Here is a 21599-nt window from a genome sequence, read left to right as displayed (position 1 = left end):
GTCTACCAGGGGTTTCGCCATGTCAGCAGGCGAACGTGAACCTTGCGATCATGCTGTGATCAGCAGCCCGCCGCCGGGGATGAAAACGGCTCAGTATTGATGCCACCCGCTGCGTAATCATACGGGCCTTCTATCGCACAGAAGGCATGGCCCACCTACGGCCGATCCGGACACACTTCCACTTGACACCCGAGCCGGGATCGCCCGAGGCCGCAGCGGTTCGTAAGTTCTGGGAGTACGGGACCAGGCTGCAGCACATCCCCGGAGTGGTGACGGTCCTGAACGATCCCACTGGCCTCGCTGACAATGGACCAGGACTGATCTACTTCGTCCCCAGCGTCGACACCTTGCTTCCCGATCTCAAAGTCCGGCTCTTGGACCACAACGGCGAAGTCCTCCATCGCGTCCCCCTGGTTGATCCGGCCCGGTCTGCCGGTCAGGTCGAGGGAGGCTACAGCCTCACGGCGCAGGATCCCGCTGGTGCCTTCACGATGGTGGTGACGGCCAACGCAATCAGTGGGCGCTATGGCTTCCACTTCGTACTCAATGACCTCACCGGGAAGACACCGGGGCAGGTGTGTTCGTCGCTGCGGTTTCTCCGTGATCTTCTGCCGGGCAATGCGACGGTGCTGGCAGTACAGGGCGCGGGTGAACTCGGGCATCGAGTAGCGGTGCCGGACGGGGTTTCCTCGATGCCCCGGCGTGCCGCCGACCTGATGGAGTTCACCAAGGCACTGCTCATCTTCCAGCAATACACCCTGATGCGAGTGACGTTCCCGCCGCTTGACGGCCTAACCGAGGAACAGATGCACCGGATGGCTTCCGTTGCGGACCTCCTGCTGGGGCAGGTCTATTCATCAGACTGGTACAGCATTTCGATCGAAGCATCTGCAGCTCGGGTGATCATGGCCCAGGCCACCCTCGGCAGCGCCATCATCCGAACGCGCCCGTTGGCAGTCGACCTCGGCAGCTACGCGATCGAGTTCGATATCGAGGAGCAGTACATCTTCCAGCGGCCAATATGTCTCACCCAGTGGAAGAGCTCCGAGCATTGCCCGAAGGGGAGATCGTGCAGCTGGTACCAGGGGAGGGCGGCAAGCTGATTCACCGGTTGCCGGTGGAGCATGTGCCACGAGTGGTGGAGATGGATTGAGCTATTGGGCTTGACCGTGACATGCGTGATTGGGAGCCACGCCAAGCGATCTGGCCTGAACTGGCCTGAACAGGATCGATTGACCAACCTAGCCCAAGAACCGCAGTGTTCGATCATGCACGGCAGTGCACGGGCATGAGGGATTGCGCAGCCAGAACACCTAGTCACATGATCGACCTCACACCGAAGAGGTCACTGGTTCGATCCCAGTATCGCCCACCAAGGGCAAGGGCCACATCCCCACACGGGATGTGGCCCTTTCCGCTTCTCAGGCGGCCCTCGGCGACCGGCCGGCTCAGCTCGTGATCGGGAAGTTGGCGCGGATGACGCCGCCCGGGTCGCGCTCGCGCTTGATCCGCGCCAGGCGTGCCCGCACCTCGGCGGGGAAGGCCTGGGTGGCGCTCTCGCCAGGGGCGAGGAAGGTGTACGGCTTGCGCCCGCTGACCGCCTCGCCGAGCTGCGCCACCAGCGCGGCCTGCTTGGCCTCCACCGCCTCGGTCAGGTGCGGCAGCCGCAGCCCGAGCAGGTAGAGCAGGTACGGCTCGCCGAGCGCACCGCCGGGGCCGCCGTCCGAGCGCGCCTCGGCCAGGGCGCCTCCCAGGTGCCGGATCTGCAGGTTCAGCAGCGGCGCGAGGTCGGCGTCCGCGAGGACGTCCACGGGCAGCGCGGTCAGCAGCTCGGTGCGGGCCAGCATCGGGCTTGGGTCGACCGGCTCGGCGGCGATGGCGCCCAGGTCGGCGACGTCCATGGGGCCGCGGCTGTCCGACAGGCTGCCGCCGATCGCCGCCAGCGGGGCCAGCAGGTCCTCCGCCTCGGCCGCCCCGCCGAGGAAGGTCACGTCGATGCCGACGGTCGCCGGGGCGGGGGGCGGCGGGGCCGTCCGGTTGAGCCACAGCGACAGCTCGCGCGGCGCGTCGGCCGTGATGGTCCGGAACGCCTCGAACACCTCGCCGGTGCGCTCCGCCGGCCACACGACGCGCCCGCCGTACAGGCCGGGCACCTCGTACAGGTCCAGTTCGACGGCGGTGATGATCCCGTAGTCGCCGCCACCGCCGCGCAGCGCCCAGAACAGGTCGGCGTCGGAGTCCGCCGTGACCCGCACCTGTTCGCCCCCGGCGTCGACGATCTCGAACGCGCGCACGGAGTCGGCGGCCCAGCCGTACGCACGGCCGAACCAGGAGACGCCCCCGCCGGCGACGAACCCGGCGACGGAGACCACCGGGCTGCTGCCCGCCAGCCCGGTGAGGCCGTGCTTGCCGGTCGCGACCAGCACCTGCCCCCACCGCGCGCCCGCCCCGGCCCGGACCACCCGCCCGGCCGGGTCGACGGTGATCTCGTCCAGGCGGGCGGTGCGTACCAGGATCGTCCCGTCGACGTCACCGGAGGCGCCGTGACCGGACGGCTGGGCGGTGACGGTCAGCCCGGCCTGGCGGGCGTAGCGGACGAGCGCCACCACGTCGGCGGCGTCGGCCACCTCGGCGACCGCGACCACCGGCTGGCGCACCCCGATCGCCCAGGGCGCGGCGGCCCGGTCGAACCCGTCGTCGCCAGGCAGGAACACCTGGCCTCGCACGATGTCACGCATGCATGTACTCCTTCAGAAGGGGATGGGGCCCTCGTCCTGGACGAAGGCGGCGGTGGGGCCGTCCGGGCCGAGCAGCGCCATGGCCACGATCGGCGCGGCGCCCTCCTCGGGCGTCTTGATCCCGGCGCCGTGGTTGATGTCGGTCTTCACCCAGCCCGGGTCGACCGCGTTGACCTTGACGGGGGTGTCCAGCAGCTCCTTGGCGTAGGACACGGTGATCATGTTGAGCGCGGCCTTGGCCGAGCAGTAGGTCACGTTGAGCATCGGCCACAGCGGGTGCTCCCGGTCCAGGGCGCGGGTGATCGAGCCGCGTTCGCTGGAGACGTTCACCACGCGCCCCGCAGGGGAGCGGCGCAGCATCGGCAGCATCGCGTTCGTGACCTCGATGACGCCGAACACGTTCGTCTCGTAGATGAACCGGGCCTGCTCGGCGGTGGCCTCGCTCGGCGGCCCGTCGGGCAGGACGATCCCGGCGTTGTTGACGAGGATGTCGAGCCCGCCGTACTCCCGCTCGATCCGCTCGGCGGCGGCGCGGACGCCGGCCGGGTCCGTGACGTCCAGGCGCACGTACGGCAGGCCGAGCCGCTCGGCGGCGGCCTCGTCGCGCGCGCCGACGATCGCGGTGACGCCGCGTTCGGTCAGCAGCCGGGCGGTCGCCAGGCCGATGCCCCGGGTGGCCCCGGTGACGAGGGCGACGCTCACCATGCCGCGCCCGCGACCTGACGGGTGGCGGCGTTGAGCCGGTTCCACAGGTTGACGGTGGCGATCTGCAGCAGCAGTCCGGCCAGCTCCTGCTCGGAGTAGTGGTCCGCGGCCTCGTCCCACACCGCGTCGCTGACCATGCCGCCGTCGGACAGCCGGGTGGCCTCCTCGGTCAGGGCGAGCGCGGCGCGCTCGGCGTCGGTGAAGTACGGCGCCTCGCGCCAGGCGGCCACGGCGAACAGCCGCTCGTCGCTCTCGCCCTGCTTGCGCAGGTCCTTGGCGTGCATGTCCACGCACACGCTGCATCCGTTGATCTGGCTGGCCCGCAGCAGCACCAGGTCGACCGTGACCTTCGGCAGCCCGGCCTCGTCGGCCGCCTTGCCGAGCGCGAGCAGCGCCTGCATCGCGCCCGGCAGCACCAGGGCGGGGTTCTTCATCCGTGCTTCCATGAGTGACTCCTCAGCAGAGTTGGTTGCCGCTTTCCGCTGACGAGTCTCGGCAAGGGCTTTGATGCGCCGGCTATGCGCGAGCTATGGAGCGCCCATATGCCGTGACTTGTACGATCCTGGGGTGTCTGCGCGTTTCCTGATCCTGGGTCCCGTGGAGGTCTCGGCAGGCGACCGGCCGCTGCCCGCCCTCGCCCCCCGGCACCGTGCCTTCCTCGGTCACCTGCTGCTCCACGCGGGACGCGCCCAGAGCGTGGAACGGCTGATCGACGCGGTGTGGGGGCCGGCGCCCCCGGACACCGCGCGCGCCCAGGTGCACGCCGCGCTCGCGGCGATCCGGCGCGTCCTTCGCGCGGCAGGCGTGGCCGACCAGCTCCGGACGAGCGTGGCCGGATACGTGCTCACCACCCGGCCCGGCCAGCTCGACCTGGAGGACTTCACCACGCTCACGGCCACGGCCGAGGACGATCCACGGCACACCGCCGGGCGGCTGCGCTCGGCGCTGGAGCTGTGGCGCGGGCCCGCGCTCGCCGACGTGCAGGCGGAGTACGCGCCGGACGCCCGCGCGCGGCTGGAGGACCGGCGGCTGACCGCCGTGGAACGGCTGGCCGACCTGGAGCTCGCCGAGGGACGCCACGAGGACCTGATCGACCGGCTCGGCGCGGAGCTGGCCGCCCACCCGCTGCGCGAGCGGCTGACCGGGCAGCTCATGCTGGCCCTGCACCGCGCCGGACGGCAGGCCGACGCGCTGGCCGCCGGACGCGCCTACCGGTCCCGGCTGGCCCATGAGCAGGGCCTCGACCCGGGGCCCGCCTTCCTGTCCGTGGAAGAGACCGTGCTCCAGGGCCCCGACGTACGGGCCGGCGAGAGCCCGAAGGGGAAGAGCGCGACGTACCTGCCCTACGACGTCGCCGACTTCGCCGGCCGCACCGCCGAGCTGACCCAGCTGATCGCCGGGGACGGCCCCATGCCGTCGATCACCGCGATCGACGGCATGGCCGGCATCGGCAAGACCGCCCTCGCCGTGCGCGCCGCCCACCAGCTGGCCGACCACTACCCCGACGGCCGCCTCTTCGTCGACCTCCACGCGCACACGGCGGGCAGGCAGCAGGTGAGCACGTCCGAGGCGCTGGAGGCCCTGCTGCGCCAGCTCGGCGTCCGCGCCGAGGCCGTCCCCGCCCACCTGGAGGAGCGCGCCGCGCTGTGGCGGGCCGAGCTGGCCGGCCGCCGCGTCCTCGTCGTCCTGGACAACGCCGCCGACTCCGCGCACGTACGCCCGCTGCTCCCCGGCCCCTCCGGCAGCCTCGTCCTCATCACCAGCCGGCGCCGGCTGACCGATCTCGACGGCGTCCGGTCCCTGCCCATGGAGGTGCTGCCCGCCGCCGACGCCACCGACCTGTTCACCCGGATCGTGGGCGAACGCGCCGTACGGGAGCCCGACGCGGTGGCCGAGGTCCTGCTGCTGTGCGGGTTCCTGCCGCTCGCCGTACGGATCGCCGGGGCGCGGCTGCGGCACCGGCCCCGCTGGAGCGTCGCCTACCTGGCCCAGCGCCTGCGCGACGAACGGCGCAGGCTGTCGGAGCTGGCCACCGCCGAGCGCGGCGTGGCGGCCGCGTTCGCCCTGTCCTACCAGCAGCTCGACGACACCGAGCGCCACCTGTTCCGCCTGCTCGGTCTCCACCCCGGCCGCGACGTCACCCCGCCCGCCGCGGCCGCGCTGGCCGGGCTCGACGTCGCCGACGCCGAGGACACGCTGGAGTCGCTGCTCGACACGCACATGCTCCAGCAGCACGAGCCGGGCCGCTACCGCTTCCACGACCTGCTGCGCCAGTACGCCCACGACACCGCCGCCGAGGAACCGCCCGCCGAACGCCACGCCGCCATGACCCGGCTGCTCGACCACCACCTGTGCACCGCCTCCGCCGCCATGGACCTGCTCTATCCCGACAGCGCGCACCGGCGGCCGAGGACCGGCCGCCCGGCGGCGCGCTTCCGCGACGCCGCCGAAGCGCTCGCCTGGCTCGACGCCGAACGCGGCAATCTCGTACGGACCGCCGCGCACGCCTGCGACACCGACTGGCCGGCCCACACAGGAGCGCTGGCCACAACCCTTTACCGCTACCTGTACGACCACGCGCTGCACGACGACGCCCGCACCCTGTACGGCAGGGCGCTGGAGGCGGCCCGGCGGCTCGCGGACCCCGCCGGTGAGGGCCGGGCGCTGACCGACCTCGGCTGGGTGCACCACCTGCAGGGCGACCACCGGCTCGCGGCGGAGCACTTCGACCGGGCCCTGACCGCCTGCCGGGCCGCCGACGACCGCCGCGGCCAGGCGCGGGCGCTGACCGGCCTGGGCGACGTACGGGCCGCGACCGGCGACCACGAGGGCGCGCTCGCCGCGCTGCGCCGGGGGCTGGAGCTGTTCCGCGAGCTCGGCGACCGCTTCGGCGAGGCGGTGACCACGGACTACCTCGGCGTCGCGCAGGAACGGCAGGGCCGCTTCGCCGAGGCGGACGCCCTGCACCGCGAGGCGCTGGAGATCTTCCGCGCCATCGGCAGCCGGGGCGGGGAGGCCGACGCCCTGCACCACCTCGGCACCGCCTGCCTGCGCCTCGGCCGGCCCGCCGAGGCGGGCGCGCACCACGGCGACGCCCTGGAGCTGTACCGCCGCTTCGGCTACCGGCGCGGCGAGGCCAAGGCCCTCAACGGCCTGGCCACGGCCGCACTGGCGCTCGGCGAGACCGGCCGGGCGCGGCGTCTCTACCAGGACGCGCTCGACGCGGCCGTCGAGGTGGGCGACCTCGCCGAGCAGTCCCGCGCCCGCACCGGCCTCGCAGGGCTGGCGGCCGGCCCCTGAAGGGCCAGGGTCCCGGCTCCGGTCCAGATGCCCGGGCGGTGCAGATGCGGGGCCGGAATTGGTCCTCCGGGCGGCTGCGCGATCGGCCCTTATCGAGGGTACCGATCGGTGTCACGCTCAGGGCATGACAACGACAGCGACTCGCTTCGACGGCCGGCTCCTCACCCCCGGCGACGCCGGTTACGACAGCGCCCGCACCGTCTGGAACGCCATGGTCGACCGGCGGCCCCGGATGATCGTCCGCGCGGCGGGCGTCGCCGACGTGGTCGCCGCCGTGCGGCTGGCGCGGGAGCTGGACCTGGAGATCGGGGTGCGCTGCGGCGGCCACAACGCCGCCGGCTTCGCCGTCCCCGACGGCGGACTCATGATCGACCTGACGCCCATGGGCGGCGTGCGGATCGACCCGGCCCGCCGCCGGGCCCGGGTGCAGGGCGGCGCGCTGCTCGGCGCGCTGGACCGCGCGTCCCAGGCGTACGGCCTGGCCACCACCGCCGGCAACGTCTCGCACACCGGCGTCGGCGGGCTCACGCTCGGCGGCGGCATGGGCTGGCTGGCCCGCCAGTACGGCCTGGCCTGCGACAACGTCATCTCGTACACGATGGTCACCGCCGAGGGGGACGTGGTGACCGCCAGCCGTGCCGAGAACCCCGACCTGTTCTGGGGCCTGCGCGGCGGCGGCGGCAACTTCGGCGTCGTCACCGAGTTCGAGTTCCGGCTGCATCGCACGGGCACGCGGACGCTGGTCGCCGAGTTCGACTTCCGCGCCGAGGACGCCGTCCCGGTCCTCGAGGGCTGGCGTGACCTGAACGCCGTCGCGCCCCGGCAGGCGACGTTCACCGCCGGCGTCGGCAGCGGCCCGGAAGGCCCGATCGCCACGGTGGGGTTCGTGTGGGTCGGCGACCCGGACGAGGGCCGACGGCTGCTCCCCGCGATGCGGGCGCTCGGGCGTCCCGTCGCCTCACGCGTCACCACCCCGTCCTACCTCGAACTCCAGCGGCGCGACGACTCCACCGGCGGCCACGCCTACCGCCGCTACGCCAAGGCGCACTACCTGCGGCGATTCCCCACCGCGGCGATCGAGGCGTTCCTGCTGCGCGGCGGCGCCGACCTGAGCGCGGACCCGTACCTGCCGGGTGTCGGCCTGCAGGCGCACGGCGGCGCGATCGCCGACGTCCCCGAGGCGGACGCGGCGTTCGGCCACCGGGGCACGATGTTCGAGTTCGGGGCCGGGTCCCGCTGGACCGACCCGGCCGAGGACGACGCCAGGATGGGCGCCGCCCGCGCCGCCGGGGCGTCGCTCGAACCGTACGCGAGCGGCGTGTACGTCAACTCGCTGACGGCCGACGAGCTGGCCGAGGGGCAGAGCGGCGTGCGGCGGGCGTACCCGGCCGCGAAGCTGGCCCGGCTGACCGAGCTCAAGACCGCGTACGACCCGGCCAACGTGTTCCACCTGAACCAGAACATCCGCCCGGCATGCTGACGGCGTCAGCGTCCCCGTACCTCGCGCACGGCCGCCGCGAGCAGCGCGACCCCCTCGGCGATGGCGGCCTCGCTGAGGATGGCGTAGCCGAAGATCAGGCCGCCCGGCCCGGCGCCGGTGATCCGGTACGGGCCGACGCCGTGGATGCCGAGCCCGCGCCGGGCGGCGGCGGCCACCACCTCCGCCTCGTCGAGGCCGGGCGGGAGCCAGGCGACCACGTGCTGCCCGGCGGCGATCCCGGCCGGTCGCAGCTCGGGCAGGTGGGTGCGCAGGGCGTCCAGCAGCGCGTCACGGCGGCGGCGGTAGACCGGGCGCATCCGGCGCAGGTGGCGGTCGAACTCCCCGCGCGCCAGGAAGTCGGCGAACGTCAGCTGGTCGATGACCGGCGACCCCCGGTCGGCGAGCACCTTCGCCGCGGCGACGTCGCCCACCAGCCGGGCGGGCACGACCAGCCAGCCGAGCCGCAACCCGGGCGCGAGCGTCTTGCTGGCCGTGCCGCAGTAGACGACGTGATCGGGCGCCAGTCCCTGCATGGCGCCGACCGGCGAGCGGTCGTAACGGTACTCGGCGTCGTAGTCGTCCTCGATCACGAGCGCGCCGCGCCGCTTCGCCCAGCGGATCACCTCCGCCCGCGCCGGGGCCGACAGCACTCCGCCGGTGGGCCACTGGTGCGACGGCGTGAGCACGACCGCGTCGGCGTCGGCCCGGTGGAGCGCGCCGACCTCGACGCCGTCCGGGCCCACCGGGACGCCGACCACCTCCAGTCCGGCGGCGCGGGCCAGCACCAGGGCGTCGTCGTTGGACGAGGGGTCCTCCAGGGCGATCCGCCTGGCGCCGTGCTGGACGAGCACCTGGATCAGCAGCGCGATGCCCTGCCCGTAGCCGCCGCAGACGACCACGTGGCCCGGCGCGGCGGAGGTGCCGCGCACCCGGTTGAGGTAGTCGCACAGGGCCGTGTGCAGCTCCGGCACGCCACGACCGTCGAGGTAGGCGAACCGGTCGTTGGGCGTGGCGGTGAGCACGGCGCGGACCGAGCGCAGCCAGGCAGCCCGGGGGAACTGCGACACGTCGGTGCGCCCGTACCCGAAGTCGACCCGGAAGCCGCGGTCGTGCGCCGCCGGGGTCGCGGGGGCCGCGCCGGCGGCCACCGGCGGCATCGACGCGGCGACCTGCGTGTAGCCGCCCGACCGGCTGGCGAGGTAGCCCTCGGCGACGAGCTGCTGGTAGGCCTCGACGACCACGCCACGGGAAACGCCGAGCCCGGCCGCCAGGGTGCGGGAGGGCGGCAGCGAGGCGCCCGCCCGCAGCCGGCCGGCCCGGATGCCCGCGCGGATGGACGTCTCGATCTGCCGGTGCAGCGGCACCCCGGCGTCGCGGTCCAGCTCGATGAGCAGGTCCTCGGCCAGGCCGGAACCGGTCCTCGAACGCCCCATAGGATCGGACCCTACCGGCGGGCGCCCCGTCCGGCCAGACTGTGTGACCTGGCGGGGCACGGCTCCCTCCGGCACCACGGCACCCATCGCAGGAGGCGGCGGATGAACGGCACCGAGCCCGGGCAGGCGCCCCGGCACCGCACGACGACCGCGGACCGCCGGGCGTGGCCATGCTGACGCAGGTCGCCGAGGGGGTGCTGATCCACCAGAGCATGTTCGTGCGGACCAACGCCGTCGTCGTGCGGGGCGCGGCCGGGGTGCTGCTCATCGACCCCGGCGTGACCGGCGCCGAGCTCGGCTGCCTCGCGGACGACCTGCACGAGCTGGGACAGCCCGTCGTGGCGGGGTTCTCCACCCATCCCGACTGGGATCACCTGCTCTGGCACCCCCGGCTCGGCCAGGCGCCCCGCCACGGCACGGCGCGCTGCGCGGCCGCCGTACGCGACCAGCTCGCGGACCCGGACGCGAAGGCCCGCGTCGCCGACCACCTGATCGGCACGGAAGTCGCCGGGCAGGTGCCGCTCGACCTGCTCGGCGACATCACCGGCCTGCCCGCCGGGACCGCGTACGTCCCCTGGGACGGTCCCCGGGTCCGGATCGTCGAGCACCGGGCGCACGCGCCGGGCCACGCGGCGCTGCTGATCGAGGAACGCGGGGTTCTCGTCGCCGGCGACATGCTCTCCGACGTCCTGGTCCCGATGCTCGACCTGGACGCCGCCGACCCGGTCGAGGACTACCTGGAGGCGCTGCGGCTGCTGGAGGAGGCGGCGGGCGACGCGGGCGTCGTCGTCCCCGGTCACGGCTCCGCCGGCGGAGCGGGCCAGGTCCGCGTCCGGATCACCCTGGACCGGGCGTACGTGCACGCCCTGCGGGACGGCCATGAGCCGAGCGACCCCCGGATCGGGCCGTCGGCCGAGCCCGGCTGGGAATGGGTGAGCGACGTGCACACCGGCCAGCTCCAGCGCCTCGCCCGCTCCCGCTAGCCGAGCACCGGGTAGTTCGCGCGGAACACGTGGTGCGGGTCACGGGCCCGCTTGATCTCCCGCAGCCGCGCGAGCGTCCCGGCGGAGAAGGACTGCGCCGCCGTGTCGCCGGGGGAGAGCATGGTGTACGGCTTGCGTCCGCTGACGAGGCTCTCCAGGCCGGCCACGACCTCGGCCTGCTTGGCGCGCGTCGCGTCGGCCGCGTGCGGCAGCCCGAGCCCTAGCAGGCCGAGCAGATACGGCTCGGTCAGCGCGCCGCTCGCACCGGCGCCGCCGCCCGGCTCGGCGAGAGCCCCGCCCAGGTGCCTGATCTGCACGTTGATGAGCGGTTCGACCGGCTTGGCCAGCAGGCGCTCCACCGCGTCCGCGTCCAGGCCGGTGAGCAGCTCCGCCCGGGCGATGGACGGGGCGGGGTCGGTCGGCTCGGCGGTGATGCCGCCCAGCTCGGCAAGGGGGACGACGCCCCGGCTGTCGGAGATCGCGCCCTCGATCTTGCCGAGGCGCGCCAGCAGGTCCTCGGCCCGGGCCGCCTCACCCAGGTAGGCCAGGTCCAGCGTCACCATCGGCGGCGCGCCGGGCGGCTGGAACCGGTTGATCCAGACGCTGAGCTCGCGCGGCGCCTCGGCGGTGATCTCCAGGAACGCCTCGTACACCTCCCCGGTCCGGTGCTCCGGCCAGATCACGCGCCCGCCGTACAGGACCGGCACGGGATACAGCTCCAGCTCGACGGCGGTCACCACCGCGAAGTCCCCGCCACCGCCGCGCAGCGCCCAGAACAGGTCGGGGTCGGACTCGGCGGTCACCCGGCCCGGCTCGCCGTCGGCGTCCACGACGTCGAGGGCGCGCACGCTGTCGGAGGCGAAGCCGTACGCGCGGCTGAACCAGCCGATCCCGCCGCCCAGGGCGTAGCCGGTCACGCTGACCCCCGGCGCGCTGCCGGACAGGCCGGCCAGCCCCAGCGGGCCGGCCGCCGCCAGCACCTGCCCCCACTTCGCGCCCGCGCCCACCCTGGCCACGCGCTCCTCCGCGCGCACCTCCACGTCGTTCAACCGGCCGGTACGCAGCAGGATCACGCCTTCCACGTCACCCGAGGCGCCGTGGCCGCTCGGCTGCGCGGTCACCGTAAGGCCCGCCCGGCGCGCGTAGCGGACGAGCGCCGCCACGTCGCCGGCGTCCGCGGCCTCCGCCACGGCGGCCACCGGCTGCCTGACGGTCAAATTCCACGCGGCGGCCGCCTGGTCGAAGCCGTCGTCACCGGGCAGGAGCACGCGTCCCTTGAGGGCGCCGCGCAGGTCGTTGCTCGTCATCTGTCCTCCTGGTTCTCGTCAAGGTCAAGGCCGGCGAAATGGTTGTCGTGGGCTTCGTGGAGCCTGCCCTCGTCGCGCTCGGTCACGGTGGCGAGCCGCGCGAAGTACTCCTCCCGGGGCACGCCCGGTGAGAGGGCCATGAGGAGGGTGGCGGGCTCGGGGCGGTCCTTCCGGATCGCGTGCACGGCGCCCGCCGCGGCGTGCGCGGTGTCCCCGGCCCGCAGGGTCCGCCAGGCCCGCCCGTCGAAGTAGCCGACCTCGCCCTCCTCGACGACGAAGGTCTCGCTGAAGGTCGTGTGGAAGTGCGGGGAAGGGCCCCGGCTGGAGGGCGACATGCGCCACCTGTAGAGGCTCACGGTCCCGCCGGTCTCCGCCGGGGTGGCGAGGACCTCGATGACCGATCCGCCGGGGCCCAGCCGGATCGTTCGCGCCGGTGTCGGCTTCGTCTCCGTCATGACCCCGAGTCTCGTGACTCCGCGGCCCGCTCGCGCTCACTTCGGCCCTGGCCTAATGGTGTGCCCGACAATGGGGAGATGATCCGCTACCGACTGGGGGCCGGGGCCGCGGGCGTGCGGTGGGCGATGTCGCCGATCCACGAGGTGGTCAGCCTCGCCCGGCTCCTGACCGAGCCGCGGCGTCACCCGATGTTCCACCCGTGGCTGCGCCGTCGCCGCGACCGCCTGTCGGGGCTGGACCTGGGCGCGCTCACGATCTTCATGGCCGATGGCGCGTACCGGCCCGACTTCCTCGACCCGTCGCCGATGTCCAGCGAGCCGTCGTTCGAGGAGTGCGTGGCCGCCCTCCTCGCCACCCCGCTGGACCAGGTCCGCGCCGAGCTCGCCGACGCCGCGATCGGGCGGGAGGCCGGACCGGGCCGGCTGCTCGGCGACCCCGGCCGGGTCAGGGCGGAGGCCGCCGGCGCGGTGCGCCGCCTCTGGAAGGCGGTCGTGGAGCCGGAATGGCCGTCCATGCGCCAGGCGCTGCGGGCCGAGATGCTGGACCGGGCCCTCCAGGTCAACCGCGAGGGGCTGCGCGAGGTCCTTCCGCGCCTGCACCACTCGACGGCGCTGGAGGGCGACACCGTCACCGTCGCGTCGGCCGTCGACGTCGACGTCGACTGCCCGGACGGGCTCATCCTCGTCCCGTCGCTGTTCATCACGGACCGGGTGCAGTGCGCCACCTCCGCCCACTGGGCCCCGGCGATCTACTATCCGGCGTCCGGGCGTTACCTGTGGGCGGCCCCGGCCACGCCGCGATCCCTCGACCGGCTGCTGGGGACGACCCGGGCGGGCATCCTGGCCGCGCTCGTCACCCCGTTGCAGACGGGCGTGGTGGCCCGGCTGGTGGGAGTGACCGCCCCGACGGCCAGCGAGCACCTGACGGTCCTGCGCGACGCCGGGCTGATCGACAGCAGCCGGGCGGGTCGCACGGCCACGCACGAGCTCACCGACGCCGGCCGCGCCCTCCTGGCCGCCGCCTCGCCGCACCCCCGCCGCCCTCGGTGAGCGCGCCGGGGGCGGGACCGGCCGCGGGCGGGTCATTCACCGTCGGCGATCTCGGCGGCCCACGCGCGCAGTCCGGCCAGGAAGCCCTCCCGCTGCTCGGGCGTGAGCGCGTCCATCGCGCGTAGGAGCGGGCCCGCCCGTAGCCGCAGGAACTCCGCCACGAGGTCGCGGTGAGCGGGGCTGAGGAGGACGAGCGTGCGCCGCCGGTTGGCCGGGTCGGGGGTGCGGTCGGCCAGGCCGGCCCGGCACAGGTCGCTGACCAGGTCGCTGGCGTTGGGCAGGGAGACGCCCAGCCGCGCGGCCAGCTCGGAGACCGTCAGCGGGGAGTCGAGGCCGAGCTGCGTGACGACCGCGCCGTGGCGCCGGGTCAGCGAATGGCTCTCGAAGACGGTACGCAGCCCGTCGGGCATGCCCGGTGGCGGGTGCCCGCGGAAGTAGACGGCGACCTGCGGGATCAGTTCGAGGATCTCGCGCCGGATCGCGTCGGAGTTGCTGGACATGGTCACGAAGTATACAGTTCAAAAAATGGAACAGTTAAGAAATCTGAACTATGGGGGTGTCGTGGCTCATCCACGTGCGCGCATCCTGGGCGACGGCGGGCGAGGGCCCGCCCTTCCGCCGCGCCGGGCGGGGGGCGTCCGATGAAGCTCGTCGTCTTCGGCGCCAGCGGCGGCACGGGGCGCGAGCTGGTCGAGCGGGCGCGGGCCGCCGGTCACCACGTGACGGCGGTGGTGCGCACGCGGCGCGATCCCGCGGACACCGTCGTGGCCGGCCTCTTCGACGCCGCGCCGCTGGTCCCGGTCCTGGCCGGGCACGACGCCGTGCTGTCGGCGCTCGGGCCGCGGGGGCGCGCCGCCGCCCCGGTCTGCTCGGCGGCGGTCACGGCGATCCAGGAGGCCATGACGGCGGCGGGGGTGCGGCGGATCGTCGCCGTCAGCGCCCAGCCGGTGCTGCGCGGCGGTGCGGGCGAGCCGATGTGGCACCGCCTCACCGTCAGGCCGCTGCTGCGGGCGATCTACCGCGACGTCTACCGCGATCTGGAGCGGATGGAGGGCGTCCTCGCGGCCGGCGACACCGACTGGACGGTCCTGCGGCCGCCCTATCTCACCGACGACCCGCCCTCCGGCCGCTACCGCACGGCGGTGGACGCCGGCGTCCCCGGCTGGAGCCTGCCGCGCGGCGACCTCGCCCGCGCCATGCTCGACGTCCTGGCCGACCCCGCCACCTACCGCCGGGCCCTGGGCGTCGGCCCCGGCTGACGGTCATGGGCGGTGCTGGTGCTGCTCCGGCAGATGGCTGTCCGGGTGGACCCACAGCAGGACGTTGTCCGGCCGCGAGGCGCCGGGCCGCTCCCGCTGCCGCCGGAAGAACTCCAGCACCTCCCGGTCGGAGTGGCGCAGGCTGAAGTGGATCAGGACGAACAGCGTACGCGGGTTCGCCTCGACGATCGGGCGCAGCCGGCTCCACACCGTGTGCCCGACCCGGTCCGCGCGCTCCAGCTCGCCGTCCTCCAGGAAGGTGCACTCGGTGATGACGACCGGGTAGCCGAGCAGCCAGGGGTTGCGCTCGAAGACGCGCACGTGCGTGTCCCCCAGATAGGCGAAGAGCGGCCGGGTGGTCAGGGCGTCGACCTCGACGCCCCTCTCACGCTCGCGCGCCATCAGGCGTCCGAACTCGGCCCCCCTGCCCCGCTCCGCCAGTGACCGCCGCAGCTCCGCGTACTCCGGCCGCAGCGCCTTGACCCGCTCCGAGAAGGCGTAACCGACGCAGGGCACCTTGTGCTCGCACTCCACCACGCGCACCCGGTGTCCCCGGCGCCCGAAGCCGAACTCGTCGCCCCCGGCCACGCCGTGCAGGCGGTGGCCCCCGGCCAGGGCGGGGTCGAACCCGGCCCCGTGGTTGAGCTCGGCGGAGGCGCGGATGTAGGACTCCGCGTACGGCACCGCCTCGGCGGGCAGGTAGACGTCCACGCCGGAGGGGTTGGCGGCCAGGTGGTCGAGGTCCTTGGCGTGGTCGTGGTGGGTGTGGGTGAGGAAGACCGTGTCCGGCCGCCGCCCCTCGCACAGGCCCGCGTCGAGGCAGCACCGCAGCTCGGGGATGTGGAAGAACGTCTTGTCGTTCGCCCGGGAGTAGCCGGTGAGGGTCAGCTCGGTGCCGGGGATCCGCCACGTCTTCCACTGCCGGAACGGGTGTCCCCGCTCCAGCCGGTCGGGGTGCTCTGCCTGGTTCATGTGGGTGTGGGCCGTTTCCGGGAGTTTCGGGCGGTCATGGGCGGGGCCGGGGAGAGGGGCGACGGTGCCGCCGCCTAGGCTTCAGGCTACCTGAAGGTTATGACCCCCTTCGCCTTGGAGGACACCCATGTCCAGTTCGTCCACGCCTGCCTTCTCCCGGCGCACCCTGGTCACCTCGCTCGTGGCGACCGCGGGCGCGAGCGGGGCACTGGCCCTCACGGGAGACGACGCGCCGGCCACCCCGCCGAGGCAGGCGGCCCCGGAGCGGCGTCACGAGACGCAGCAGCCCGGCATCGCCACGCCCCAGCAGCTCTACGCCTACTTCGCCGCCTTCGACCTCGAGAGCGCCGATCCCAAGGGCAAGCCCCTGCCCACCGAACGGATCGCCGCCAACTTCCAGCGCCTCATGGAGCACTGGAGCGCCGCCGCCGAACGGCTCATGCGGGGCCGCCCCGCCGGACCGCTCCCGTCCAGCCGCCCCGGCATGCCCGCCGACACCGGCATCGCCGACGGCCTGCCGCCCTCCCGGCTGACCGTGACGTTCGGCCTCGGACCCGAGCTGTTCGGCCGCATCGGCCGCAAGAAGGAGCGGCCCCGGCACCTGCGCCGGCTGCCGGCCTTCTCCACCGACCAGCTCCAGCCCGCCTGGAGCGGCGGCGAGCTGTTCGTGCAGATCTGCGGCGACGACCCGCAGAGCATCAGCCACGCCTTCCGCGCCCTGCGCGGCCGCGCCCCCGGCCTCGCCCGGCTGCGCTGGAGCCAGCAGGGCTTCCTCGGCCGGTTCGGCGACGCCACCCCGCGCAACCTGTTCGGGCACAAGGACGGCACCGCCAACCCCAGGCCGGGCACCGCCGCCTTCGACGACGCCGTACGGGTCACCGCGCCGGACGAGCCGTCCTGGTTCACCGGCGGCACCTACCTGGTCTTCCGCAAGATCCGGATGGACCTGCCCACCTGGGACACCTCCACCGCCGGCAAGCAGGACCGGTCCATCGGCCGCCGCCGCGACAACGGCGCCCCACTCAGCGGCGGCCACGAGTTCACCCCCGCGGACTTCGGCAAGAAGGGGCCCGACGGCAAACCCCTCATCCCGGCCGACTCCCACGTGGCCCTGGTCCACGGCATCCCCATGCTGCGGCGCTCGTACAACTACGACTACGCCTTCCAGGCGCCGCCCGCCTCGGACGCCGGCCACGAGCACCCCGGGGGCGACAAGCCCGGCCACAGCCACGACGACCCGCTGCACGACCACGCCGGGGCCGGGCACAACAGCTACGACACCGGCACCCTGTTCTGCGCCTACCTGCGGGACCCCGGCGACTTCGTCCGCGCCCAGCGCAAGATGGCCGACGCCGGCGACCGGCTCAACGCCTTCATCCAGCACACCGGCAGCGCCGTCTTCGCCATCCCCCCGGCGGTCCGGCCCGGCCGTTCCCTCGCGGACGCGCTGTTCCCCGCCCGCTGACCCCGGACCGCCCCCCGGGTCAGGACGGACGCGGCGCGGGAGCCGCCCGGGGGTCAGCCCCGCTCGCCCAGGTCCAGGCGGTCGAGCAGCCCGGCGGCGGTGAAGGCGGCCACCAGCTCGTCGCGGCCCTCGGTGAAGTGCGCCCAGCTGTCGTAGTGGACGGGGACCACCTGGCGGGCGCCGAGGATCCTGGCGGCCTCGGCGGCCTGGGCGCTGTCGAGGACGATCGGCGCGCCGCCGAAGAGGACGTCGAAGCGGGGAGCCCCGGCGAAGAGCACGGCGGTGTCCACCGGGCCGAAGCGCTCGGCGATCCGCTCGACGAGTTCGAGCGAGGCGTTGTCGCCGCTGACGTAGACGGTGGGCAGCCCGTCCCCGGTCAGGACGAACCCGACGACCTGCCCGGTGAACGGCTCGACGTCCTCGCGGGCGCCGGGCCCGTGGACGGCGGGCACGCCGGTGACCGTGACTGTGCCGCCGCCGGGGCGCTCCAGCTCGACCGCCTCCCAGTCGGCCAGCCCCCTGGCGCCGCCGCCCAGGCGCTGGCCGCCTCCGGGCGTGGTGAGGGTCAGGGGGACGCCGGCGAGCAGCGCCCGGCCGGAGACGTCCAGGTTGTCGGGGTGCTCGTCGTGGGAGAGCAGGACCACGTCGATCCGGCCCAGGTCGGCCGGGGCGGCGGCGGAGGGGGCCGTCTTGGTCAGCCGGCCGCGCGGCACGAGGTAGTCGCGGGGGGCGTCGAAGGTCGGGTCGGTCAGGAAGCGCAGGCCGCCGTACTCGAACAGGGCGGTCGGGCCGCCGAGGACGCGGACATGGGTAGCGGTCATAGGTTCCTCACGGATGGGAAGTCGTTTATCCGTGAAGGACGGTAGCGGTGTCTCACGGATGAGCGCAAGCCGTACCATGAGAGCCATGAGTGCCGAGCCTTTGCTGCCGCCCGCGCCGGGAGCGGCGGACCACCTCGCCCTCGACTTCGCCAACAGCGCCGTCGCGCTGCCCGGAGGGCGGTTCGTCGACCTTCTCGGCACCCCGGAGGCGGCGAACCGGTGGCTGGCCGAGCGCGGCCTGGCCCCGGCCGACGCCGGCGTGCGGGAGATGTGCGCGACGCAGCTGCGCTCGCTGCGCGAGCACGTCAGGTCGCTGTTCGCCGCCCGCGTGGCCGGGGTGCCCGCCCTGCCCGCGGCGCTGTCGGCCGTCAACGACGCGCTGAGCGGGGCGCCCACGGCGGCGCTGCTGTACTGGGACGACCGGCGCGGCCCGTACCGCGCGGCGCCGTGCCCGGTCAACGAGATCCTCGACCGCGCGCTCGCGGCCCTCGCGGCCGACGCGGCCGACCTCCTCACCGGCCCGGACGCCGGCCGCCTCAGCTCGTGCGGGGCCGCGCCCTGCAACCGCTTCCTGCTGAGCCGCGGCCGCCGCCACTGGTGCTCCGTCCGCTGCGGCGACCGCGCCCGCGCCGCCCGCGCCTACGCCCGCCGCGCCCGCTCGCAGGCCGGCTGACCCCGCGGCCGGGGGTTCCCGCGCCCTCCGTTTCCCCCGGTGGGGATATATCCACCTGTGTGACAGGAGGGGCCGCATATATGCGTTGACGGGGGCGGAGCTGGTGGCGTTCCATTCAGGATGGCTGCCATCGCCGGGGGTCTCGGGCGGCCGCACGCGGCGCGGACGCAGGCGGAGCATGCGCTATCGGCTCGACCCGGCGGCGGAGGCGCAGGCCGTACGCGGCAACCTGAACGGCGCCCTCTACGAGATCGAGCTGCAACTGCCCGTGCAGCCGTTCGGCAGCGAGTGGCAGGCGCTCCTGGCCGGCCGGACCGGGCCGCTGCGGGGCCGCTACGCCGACCTCGGCAGCACCGAGCGGATCGTGCCCGGCGTGTTCGTGCTGCTGCATCTGCTGCTGATGGCGGGCGGACTCCTGGCATGACCTGCCTGGACGCGGACGCGCGCCTCATCCGGAGCCTGCCGACCGCCGCGCGCGCGGGCGACGAGCCGTACGCCGAGGCCATCCGCGCGGCGGCCCGGCGCCGCCGGTGACCCGGGCGGGCGGCGGACCGGGGGCCGTCAGCCGGTGCTGGTCCAGACGGGCAGGGTCAGCACGGTGTGCATGCGGCGCAGCTCGTCGCGGTGCAGGGCGCTCAGGCGGGTCAGCACCTGCTCGCCCTCCGGCGTCACCAGGACGCGCACGGCGCGGCCGTCGTCGGGGTGGGCCTCCCGCTTGACCAGGCCCTGCGACTGGGCGCGGTTGACCAGCTCGACGACGCTGTGGTGGCGGAGCTGGAGCCGGTCGGCGAGCTCGCGCACGGTCGCCCACTCCCGCCCGGGGAAGCCCTTCAGCGCCAGCAGCAGCTGGTATTGCTGCGGGGTGAGACCGTCGGCGCGCACCGTCTCCTCGCTGAAGCGCAGATAGCTGCGGATCCCGAAGCGGAAGCGGGCTAGCGCCTCGAAGTCCTGCTTGGTCAGGGGCGGGCTCTCATGGTCGGACACCGGACAAGTCTATCGTGTCACGAGGTGACGCGCGGCGCAGCGACAGCACATCAGTCCAGGTCAACGTGATGTCAGACCGCCCATGTTCGCCCGATTTCTATCGTGTTACGATGCAAATGCGTCCTGGGGAGGTATCGTGCTCAGTGATCGAGATCGCGAAGTGCTGCGGGAGATCCAGTGCCGGCTGCTGGCCGACGATCCGGCTTTCGCGCGGGACTTCTCGACCGACGCCCGGCTTCTCGAGGACGACGCCCCGTCCGGCGACCCGGCCACGTCCGCCTTCACGCTGCCGCTCCTGCTCAGCCTGGGGCTCGGCGTGCTCTCCCTGGCGGGCGGGTCGGGCGTCGGCGGGCTGGTGTTCTCCGGCATGGCTGCGGGCTTCTGGTGGCTGCGCGAGCGCCACGACGCGGGCACGTACGGGCCCTGAGCGCGCGTACGGGACACCGGCAGGATCCGGCCATCGATGCCCCGCCGGCCGTACGGGGCGGATATCGGAGGAACGAATGATCGCCATCGTCGCCGCGCTGGGCACGGTCCTGGCGCCGGTCGCCCTGGGGCTCGGCCTCGGCGTGCGGGCCGTCAAGCATGAACGGGCCACGCCGCCCGAACAGGCCCCGGAGATCGCGCCGGGTGAGCCGGAGGAGCCGCCCGCCCTCCCGGCTCGGCCTGAGCCGACCCCGGACAGCGTGCCGGGCCAGCGGCTCCCCACCGAGCGGAGCGTCGCCCGATGAGCCGGCCCGCGGAGCTGAGGCGGCACGCCAGGACCTCGGCCGCGCGCCCCAGGGACGGCGAGACCCCGCACACCCTCACCGGCGAGCACGCCCAGCTCCTGGCCCAGGTCACCGCCCGCGCCCGGGCCCTGCTCGCGGCGGCGGCCCGGGGCGGCTCCCCGGAGCGGGAGGCCCGCGCCCTGACCGCCTACCTGCGTGCCGAGGTGATCCGGCAGATCAGGGACGAGGAGTGGCTGCTGTTCCCCGCCTACGGCGCCGCGCCCGCGCTGTCACGGCTGACCCGCGACCACGCCCGGCTGCGTGCCGCCGTCGACGCGATCACCCGGGCGGCCTCGGACCCCTGCTCCCCGGCGCGGCTCGCGACCCTCACCCGCGACCTGCTCACCCAGCTCGGACGCCACTTCGCCACCGAGGAACGCGTCCTGGCCGCGCTCGGCCGACCGGCCGCCGCGACCGCCGCGCTCGGCGCGCAGCCGCACCGCTGGTTCCCGCTCACCGAGGGGCCGGTGATCGACCTGGACGCGCTGCCCCAGGCCGCGGCCGCCGACGCCGTACGCGACCGGCTGCGCAGGCTCGGCCGCGACGAGGCGGTCGAGCTGCGCTCCGGCCACGACCTCAACCTGCTGTGCTGGCAGCTGGCCGACGGCGACTACGGCTTCACGTACCTGAGCGAGGGGCCCGGCGAGTGGCGCGTTCGGGTGCGGCGGCGCTGAGGCGGGGCGGGGTCAGTCGCACCGCACCCAGTCGCTGCGGGCCGAGTCGTAGGAGCAGGAGTCGATCAGTCTGCCCGCCGGGGTGCGCACGTACGCCGTGTCCTTGTCGTTGTTCCACACGTACGCGCGCCGCCCCCAGTAGACGGTGCTCGTGCCCGAGTCGCCCGAGCCGGTGCGCAGCGTGAGGCTCCTGCCCGCCCTGAGCACCTGCCCCGGCTCGAACGTGTAGCGGTAGCCGGTCCGGTCGCGGATCGTCCAGCCCTCCAGGTCGACGTGCGCCCGCGTGGTGTTCCTGATGACCACGTACTCGCCGTTGAGCGAGGAGTTGGAGCGCCGGTCGGTCCCGGGGGAGTCGTAGTACACCTTGACGATCTGGACGCGCGGCACGGCGGCCTGCGCGGGACCGGCGGCGGCGAGCAGGGCGGCCGAGGTGGTGAGGACGGCGAGGGCGGCGAGGGCGGCATGGGCGGTTCGCACCATTGTGCTCCTGACAGGGGCGGACGGGGACACGGAGTAGACGGCTCCCGTAC

The 21599-nt window shown here is 74.2% G+C and carries 23 protein-coding genes; 12 read left to right on the top strand and 11 right to left on the bottom strand.

Annotation, left to right across the window (positions count from 1 at the left end; genetic code table 11):
* The first annotated feature begins 182 nt into the window (after nt 1-182).
* Nucleotides 183-1103: a hypothetical protein gene (locus ACWDXC_RS38700; protein WP_449990806.1), complete on the top strand. Its 921-nt coding sequence runs from the start codon at nt 183-185 to the stop codon at nt 1101-1103.
* Between the two features lie 345 nt (nt 1104-1448).
* On the opposite strand, the gene ACWDXC_RS38695 is transcribed toward ACWDXC_RS38700, so the two are convergent.
* The 3 genes from ACWDXC_RS38695 to ACWDXC_RS38685 are packed head-to-tail and all read right to left on the bottom strand — an operon-like array spanning nt 1449 to nt 3889.
* Nucleotides 1449-2738 carry an FAD-binding oxidoreductase gene (locus ACWDXC_RS38695; protein WP_449990804.1) on the bottom strand — a complete coding sequence of 430 codons (1290 nt, stop codon included), beginning with the start codon at nt 2736-2738 and terminating at the stop codon, nt 1449-1451.
* A 12-nt stretch (nt 2739-2750) separates the two neighbouring features.
* Nucleotides 2751-3443 (bottom strand): SDR family oxidoreductase, encoded by a 693-nt coding sequence (locus ACWDXC_RS38690; RefSeq protein WP_449990802.1) that lies wholly within the window; start codon nt 3441-3443, stop codon nt 2751-2753.
* The gene (locus tag ACWDXC_RS38685; RefSeq protein ID WP_449990799.1) at nt 3437-3889 is read right to left on the bottom strand and encodes a carboxymuconolactone decarboxylase family protein; all 453 of its coding nucleotides are present in this window, start codon (nt 3887-3889) and stop codon (nt 3437-3439) included. The genes ACWDXC_RS38690 and ACWDXC_RS38685 overlap by 7 nt, the downstream gene beginning before the upstream one ends.
* A gap of 121 nt (nt 3890-4010) precedes the next feature.
* Here ACWDXC_RS38685 and ACWDXC_RS38680 point away from each other — a divergent pair, with 121 nt between their 5' ends.
* Nucleotides 4011-6743, top strand: coding sequence for a BTAD domain-containing putative transcriptional regulator (locus tag ACWDXC_RS38680; protein ID WP_449990796.1), 2733 nt, complete (start codon nt 4011-4013; stop codon nt 6741-6743).
* 124 nt (nt 6744-6867) lie between these two features.
* Nucleotides 6868-8223: an FAD-binding oxidoreductase gene (locus tag ACWDXC_RS38675; RefSeq protein WP_449990794.1), complete on the top strand. Its 1356-nt coding sequence runs from the start codon at nt 6868-6870 to the stop codon at nt 8221-8223.
* Between the two features lie 5 nt (nt 8224-8228).
* Here the strand turns inward: ACWDXC_RS38675 and pdxR are convergent, their stop codons facing one another.
* Nucleotides 8229-9656, bottom strand: coding sequence for a MocR-like pyridoxine biosynthesis transcription factor PdxR (pdxR, locus tag ACWDXC_RS38670; protein WP_449990791.1), 1428 nt, complete (start codon nt 9654-9656; stop codon nt 8229-8231).
* Between the two features lie 170 nt (nt 9657-9826).
* Here pdxR and ACWDXC_RS38665 point away from each other — a divergent pair, with 170 nt between their 5' ends.
* Nucleotides 9827-10639, top strand: a complete 813-nt coding sequence (locus ACWDXC_RS38665; protein ID WP_449990819.1) for an MBL fold metallo-hydrolase — start codon at nt 9827-9829, stop codon at nt 10637-10639.
* On the opposite strand, the gene ACWDXC_RS38660 is transcribed toward ACWDXC_RS38665, so the two are convergent.
* Both ACWDXC_RS38660 and ACWDXC_RS38655 read right to left on the bottom strand, forming a co-directional pair.
* Nucleotides 10636-11946 carry an FAD-binding oxidoreductase gene (locus ACWDXC_RS38660; RefSeq protein ID WP_449990788.1) on the bottom strand — a complete coding sequence of 437 codons (1311 nt, stop codon included), beginning with the start codon at nt 11944-11946 and terminating at the stop codon, nt 10636-10638. The genes ACWDXC_RS38665 and ACWDXC_RS38660 overlap by 4 nt on opposite strands.
* Complete coding sequence (locus ACWDXC_RS38655) at nt 11943-12401, bottom strand: cupin domain-containing protein (protein WP_449990785.1); 459 nt, start codon at nt 12399-12401, stop codon at nt 11943-11945. Before ACWDXC_RS38655 ends, ACWDXC_RS38660 begins: the two co-directional genes overlap by 4 nt.
* A 78-nt stretch (nt 12402-12479) precedes the next feature.
* Between ACWDXC_RS38655 and ACWDXC_RS38650 the strand changes: the two genes are divergently transcribed.
* Complete coding sequence (locus ACWDXC_RS38650) at nt 12480-13451, top strand: DUF5937 family protein (RefSeq protein WP_449990782.1); 972 nt, start codon at nt 12480-12482, stop codon at nt 13449-13451.
* A 32-nt stretch (nt 13452-13483) separates the two neighbouring features.
* Here the strand turns inward: ACWDXC_RS38650 and ACWDXC_RS38645 are convergent, their stop codons facing one another.
* Nucleotides 13484-13951 (bottom strand): MarR family winged helix-turn-helix transcriptional regulator, encoded by a 468-nt coding sequence (locus ACWDXC_RS38645; protein ID WP_449990779.1) that lies wholly within the window; start codon nt 13949-13951, stop codon nt 13484-13486.
* Nucleotides 13952-14092: 141 nt separating this feature from the next.
* On the opposite strand from ACWDXC_RS38645, the gene ACWDXC_RS38640 reads away from it, so the two are divergent.
* The gene (locus tag ACWDXC_RS38640; protein WP_449990776.1) at nt 14093-14710 is read left to right on the top strand and encodes an NAD(P)-dependent oxidoreductase; all 618 of its coding nucleotides are present in this window, start codon (nt 14093-14095) and stop codon (nt 14708-14710) included.
* Nucleotides 14711-14713: 3 nt separating this feature from the next.
* Here ACWDXC_RS38640 and ACWDXC_RS38635 read toward each other — a convergent pair whose 3' ends face one another.
* Nucleotides 14714-15682: an MBL fold metallo-hydrolase gene (locus ACWDXC_RS38635; protein ID WP_449990774.1), complete on the bottom strand. Its 969-nt coding sequence runs from the start codon at nt 15680-15682 to the stop codon at nt 14714-14716.
* A gap of 127 nt (nt 15683-15809) precedes the next feature.
* Between ACWDXC_RS38635 and ACWDXC_RS38630 the strand changes: the two genes are divergently transcribed.
* On the top strand, nt 15810-17147 hold the full coding sequence (locus ACWDXC_RS38630) for a Dyp-type peroxidase (protein WP_449990772.1): 1338 nt from the start codon (nt 15810-15812) through the stop codon (nt 17145-17147).
* Nucleotides 17148-17200: 53 nt separating this feature from the next.
* Here ACWDXC_RS38630 and ACWDXC_RS38625 read toward each other — a convergent pair whose 3' ends face one another.
* Nucleotides 17201-17968, bottom strand: coding sequence for an MBL fold metallo-hydrolase (locus tag ACWDXC_RS38625; RefSeq protein WP_449990769.1), 768 nt, complete (start codon nt 17966-17968; stop codon nt 17201-17203).
* Nucleotides 17969-18053: 85 nt separating this feature from the next.
* Here ACWDXC_RS38625 and ACWDXC_RS38620 point away from each other — a divergent pair, with 85 nt between their 5' ends.
* Nucleotides 18054-18641, top strand: a complete 588-nt coding sequence (locus ACWDXC_RS38620; protein WP_364181698.1) for an ABATE domain-containing protein — start codon at nt 18054-18056, stop codon at nt 18639-18641.
* Between the two features lie 178 nt (nt 18642-18819).
* Nucleotides 18820-19065, top strand: coding sequence for a hypothetical protein (locus tag ACWDXC_RS38615; protein WP_449990767.1), 246 nt, complete (start codon nt 18820-18822; stop codon nt 19063-19065).
* A gap of 137 nt (nt 19066-19202) precedes the next feature.
* On the opposite strand, the gene ACWDXC_RS38610 is transcribed toward ACWDXC_RS38615, so the two are convergent.
* Nucleotides 19203-19625, bottom strand: a complete 423-nt coding sequence (locus ACWDXC_RS38610) for a MarR family winged helix-turn-helix transcriptional regulator (RefSeq protein WP_219502117.1) — start codon at nt 19623-19625, stop codon at nt 19203-19205.
* Nucleotides 19626-19761: 136 nt separating this feature from the next.
* Here ACWDXC_RS38610 and ACWDXC_RS38605 point away from each other — a divergent pair, with 136 nt between their 5' ends.
* From ACWDXC_RS38605 to ACWDXC_RS38595, 3 genes are all read left to right on the top strand, one after another.
* Complete coding sequence (locus ACWDXC_RS38605) at nt 19762-20052, top strand: DUF3040 domain-containing protein (protein ID WP_449990764.1); 291 nt, start codon at nt 19762-19764, stop codon at nt 20050-20052.
* 76 nt (nt 20053-20128) lie between these two features.
* Complete coding sequence (locus tag ACWDXC_RS38600) at nt 20129-20356, top strand: hypothetical protein (protein ID WP_449990761.1); 228 nt, start codon at nt 20129-20131, stop codon at nt 20354-20356.
* Nucleotides 20353-21069, top strand: coding sequence for a hemerythrin domain-containing protein (locus ACWDXC_RS38595; protein WP_449990758.1), 717 nt, complete (start codon nt 20353-20355; stop codon nt 21067-21069). The genes ACWDXC_RS38600 and ACWDXC_RS38595 overlap by 4 nt, the downstream gene beginning before the upstream one ends.
* A gap of 12 nt (nt 21070-21081) precedes the next feature.
* Here the strand turns inward: ACWDXC_RS38595 and ACWDXC_RS38590 are convergent, their stop codons facing one another.
* On the bottom strand, nt 21082-21549 hold the full coding sequence (locus tag ACWDXC_RS38590; protein WP_449990755.1) for a lamin tail domain-containing protein: 468 nt from the start codon (nt 21547-21549) through the stop codon (nt 21082-21084).
* Between the last annotated feature and the right edge of the window lie 50 nt (nt 21550-21599).

Source organism: Nonomuraea sp. NPDC003214 (assembly GCF_053590035.1).
Note: the sequence above shows the minus strand (reverse complement) of the source record. Positions and strands in the feature narration are given on the sequence as shown.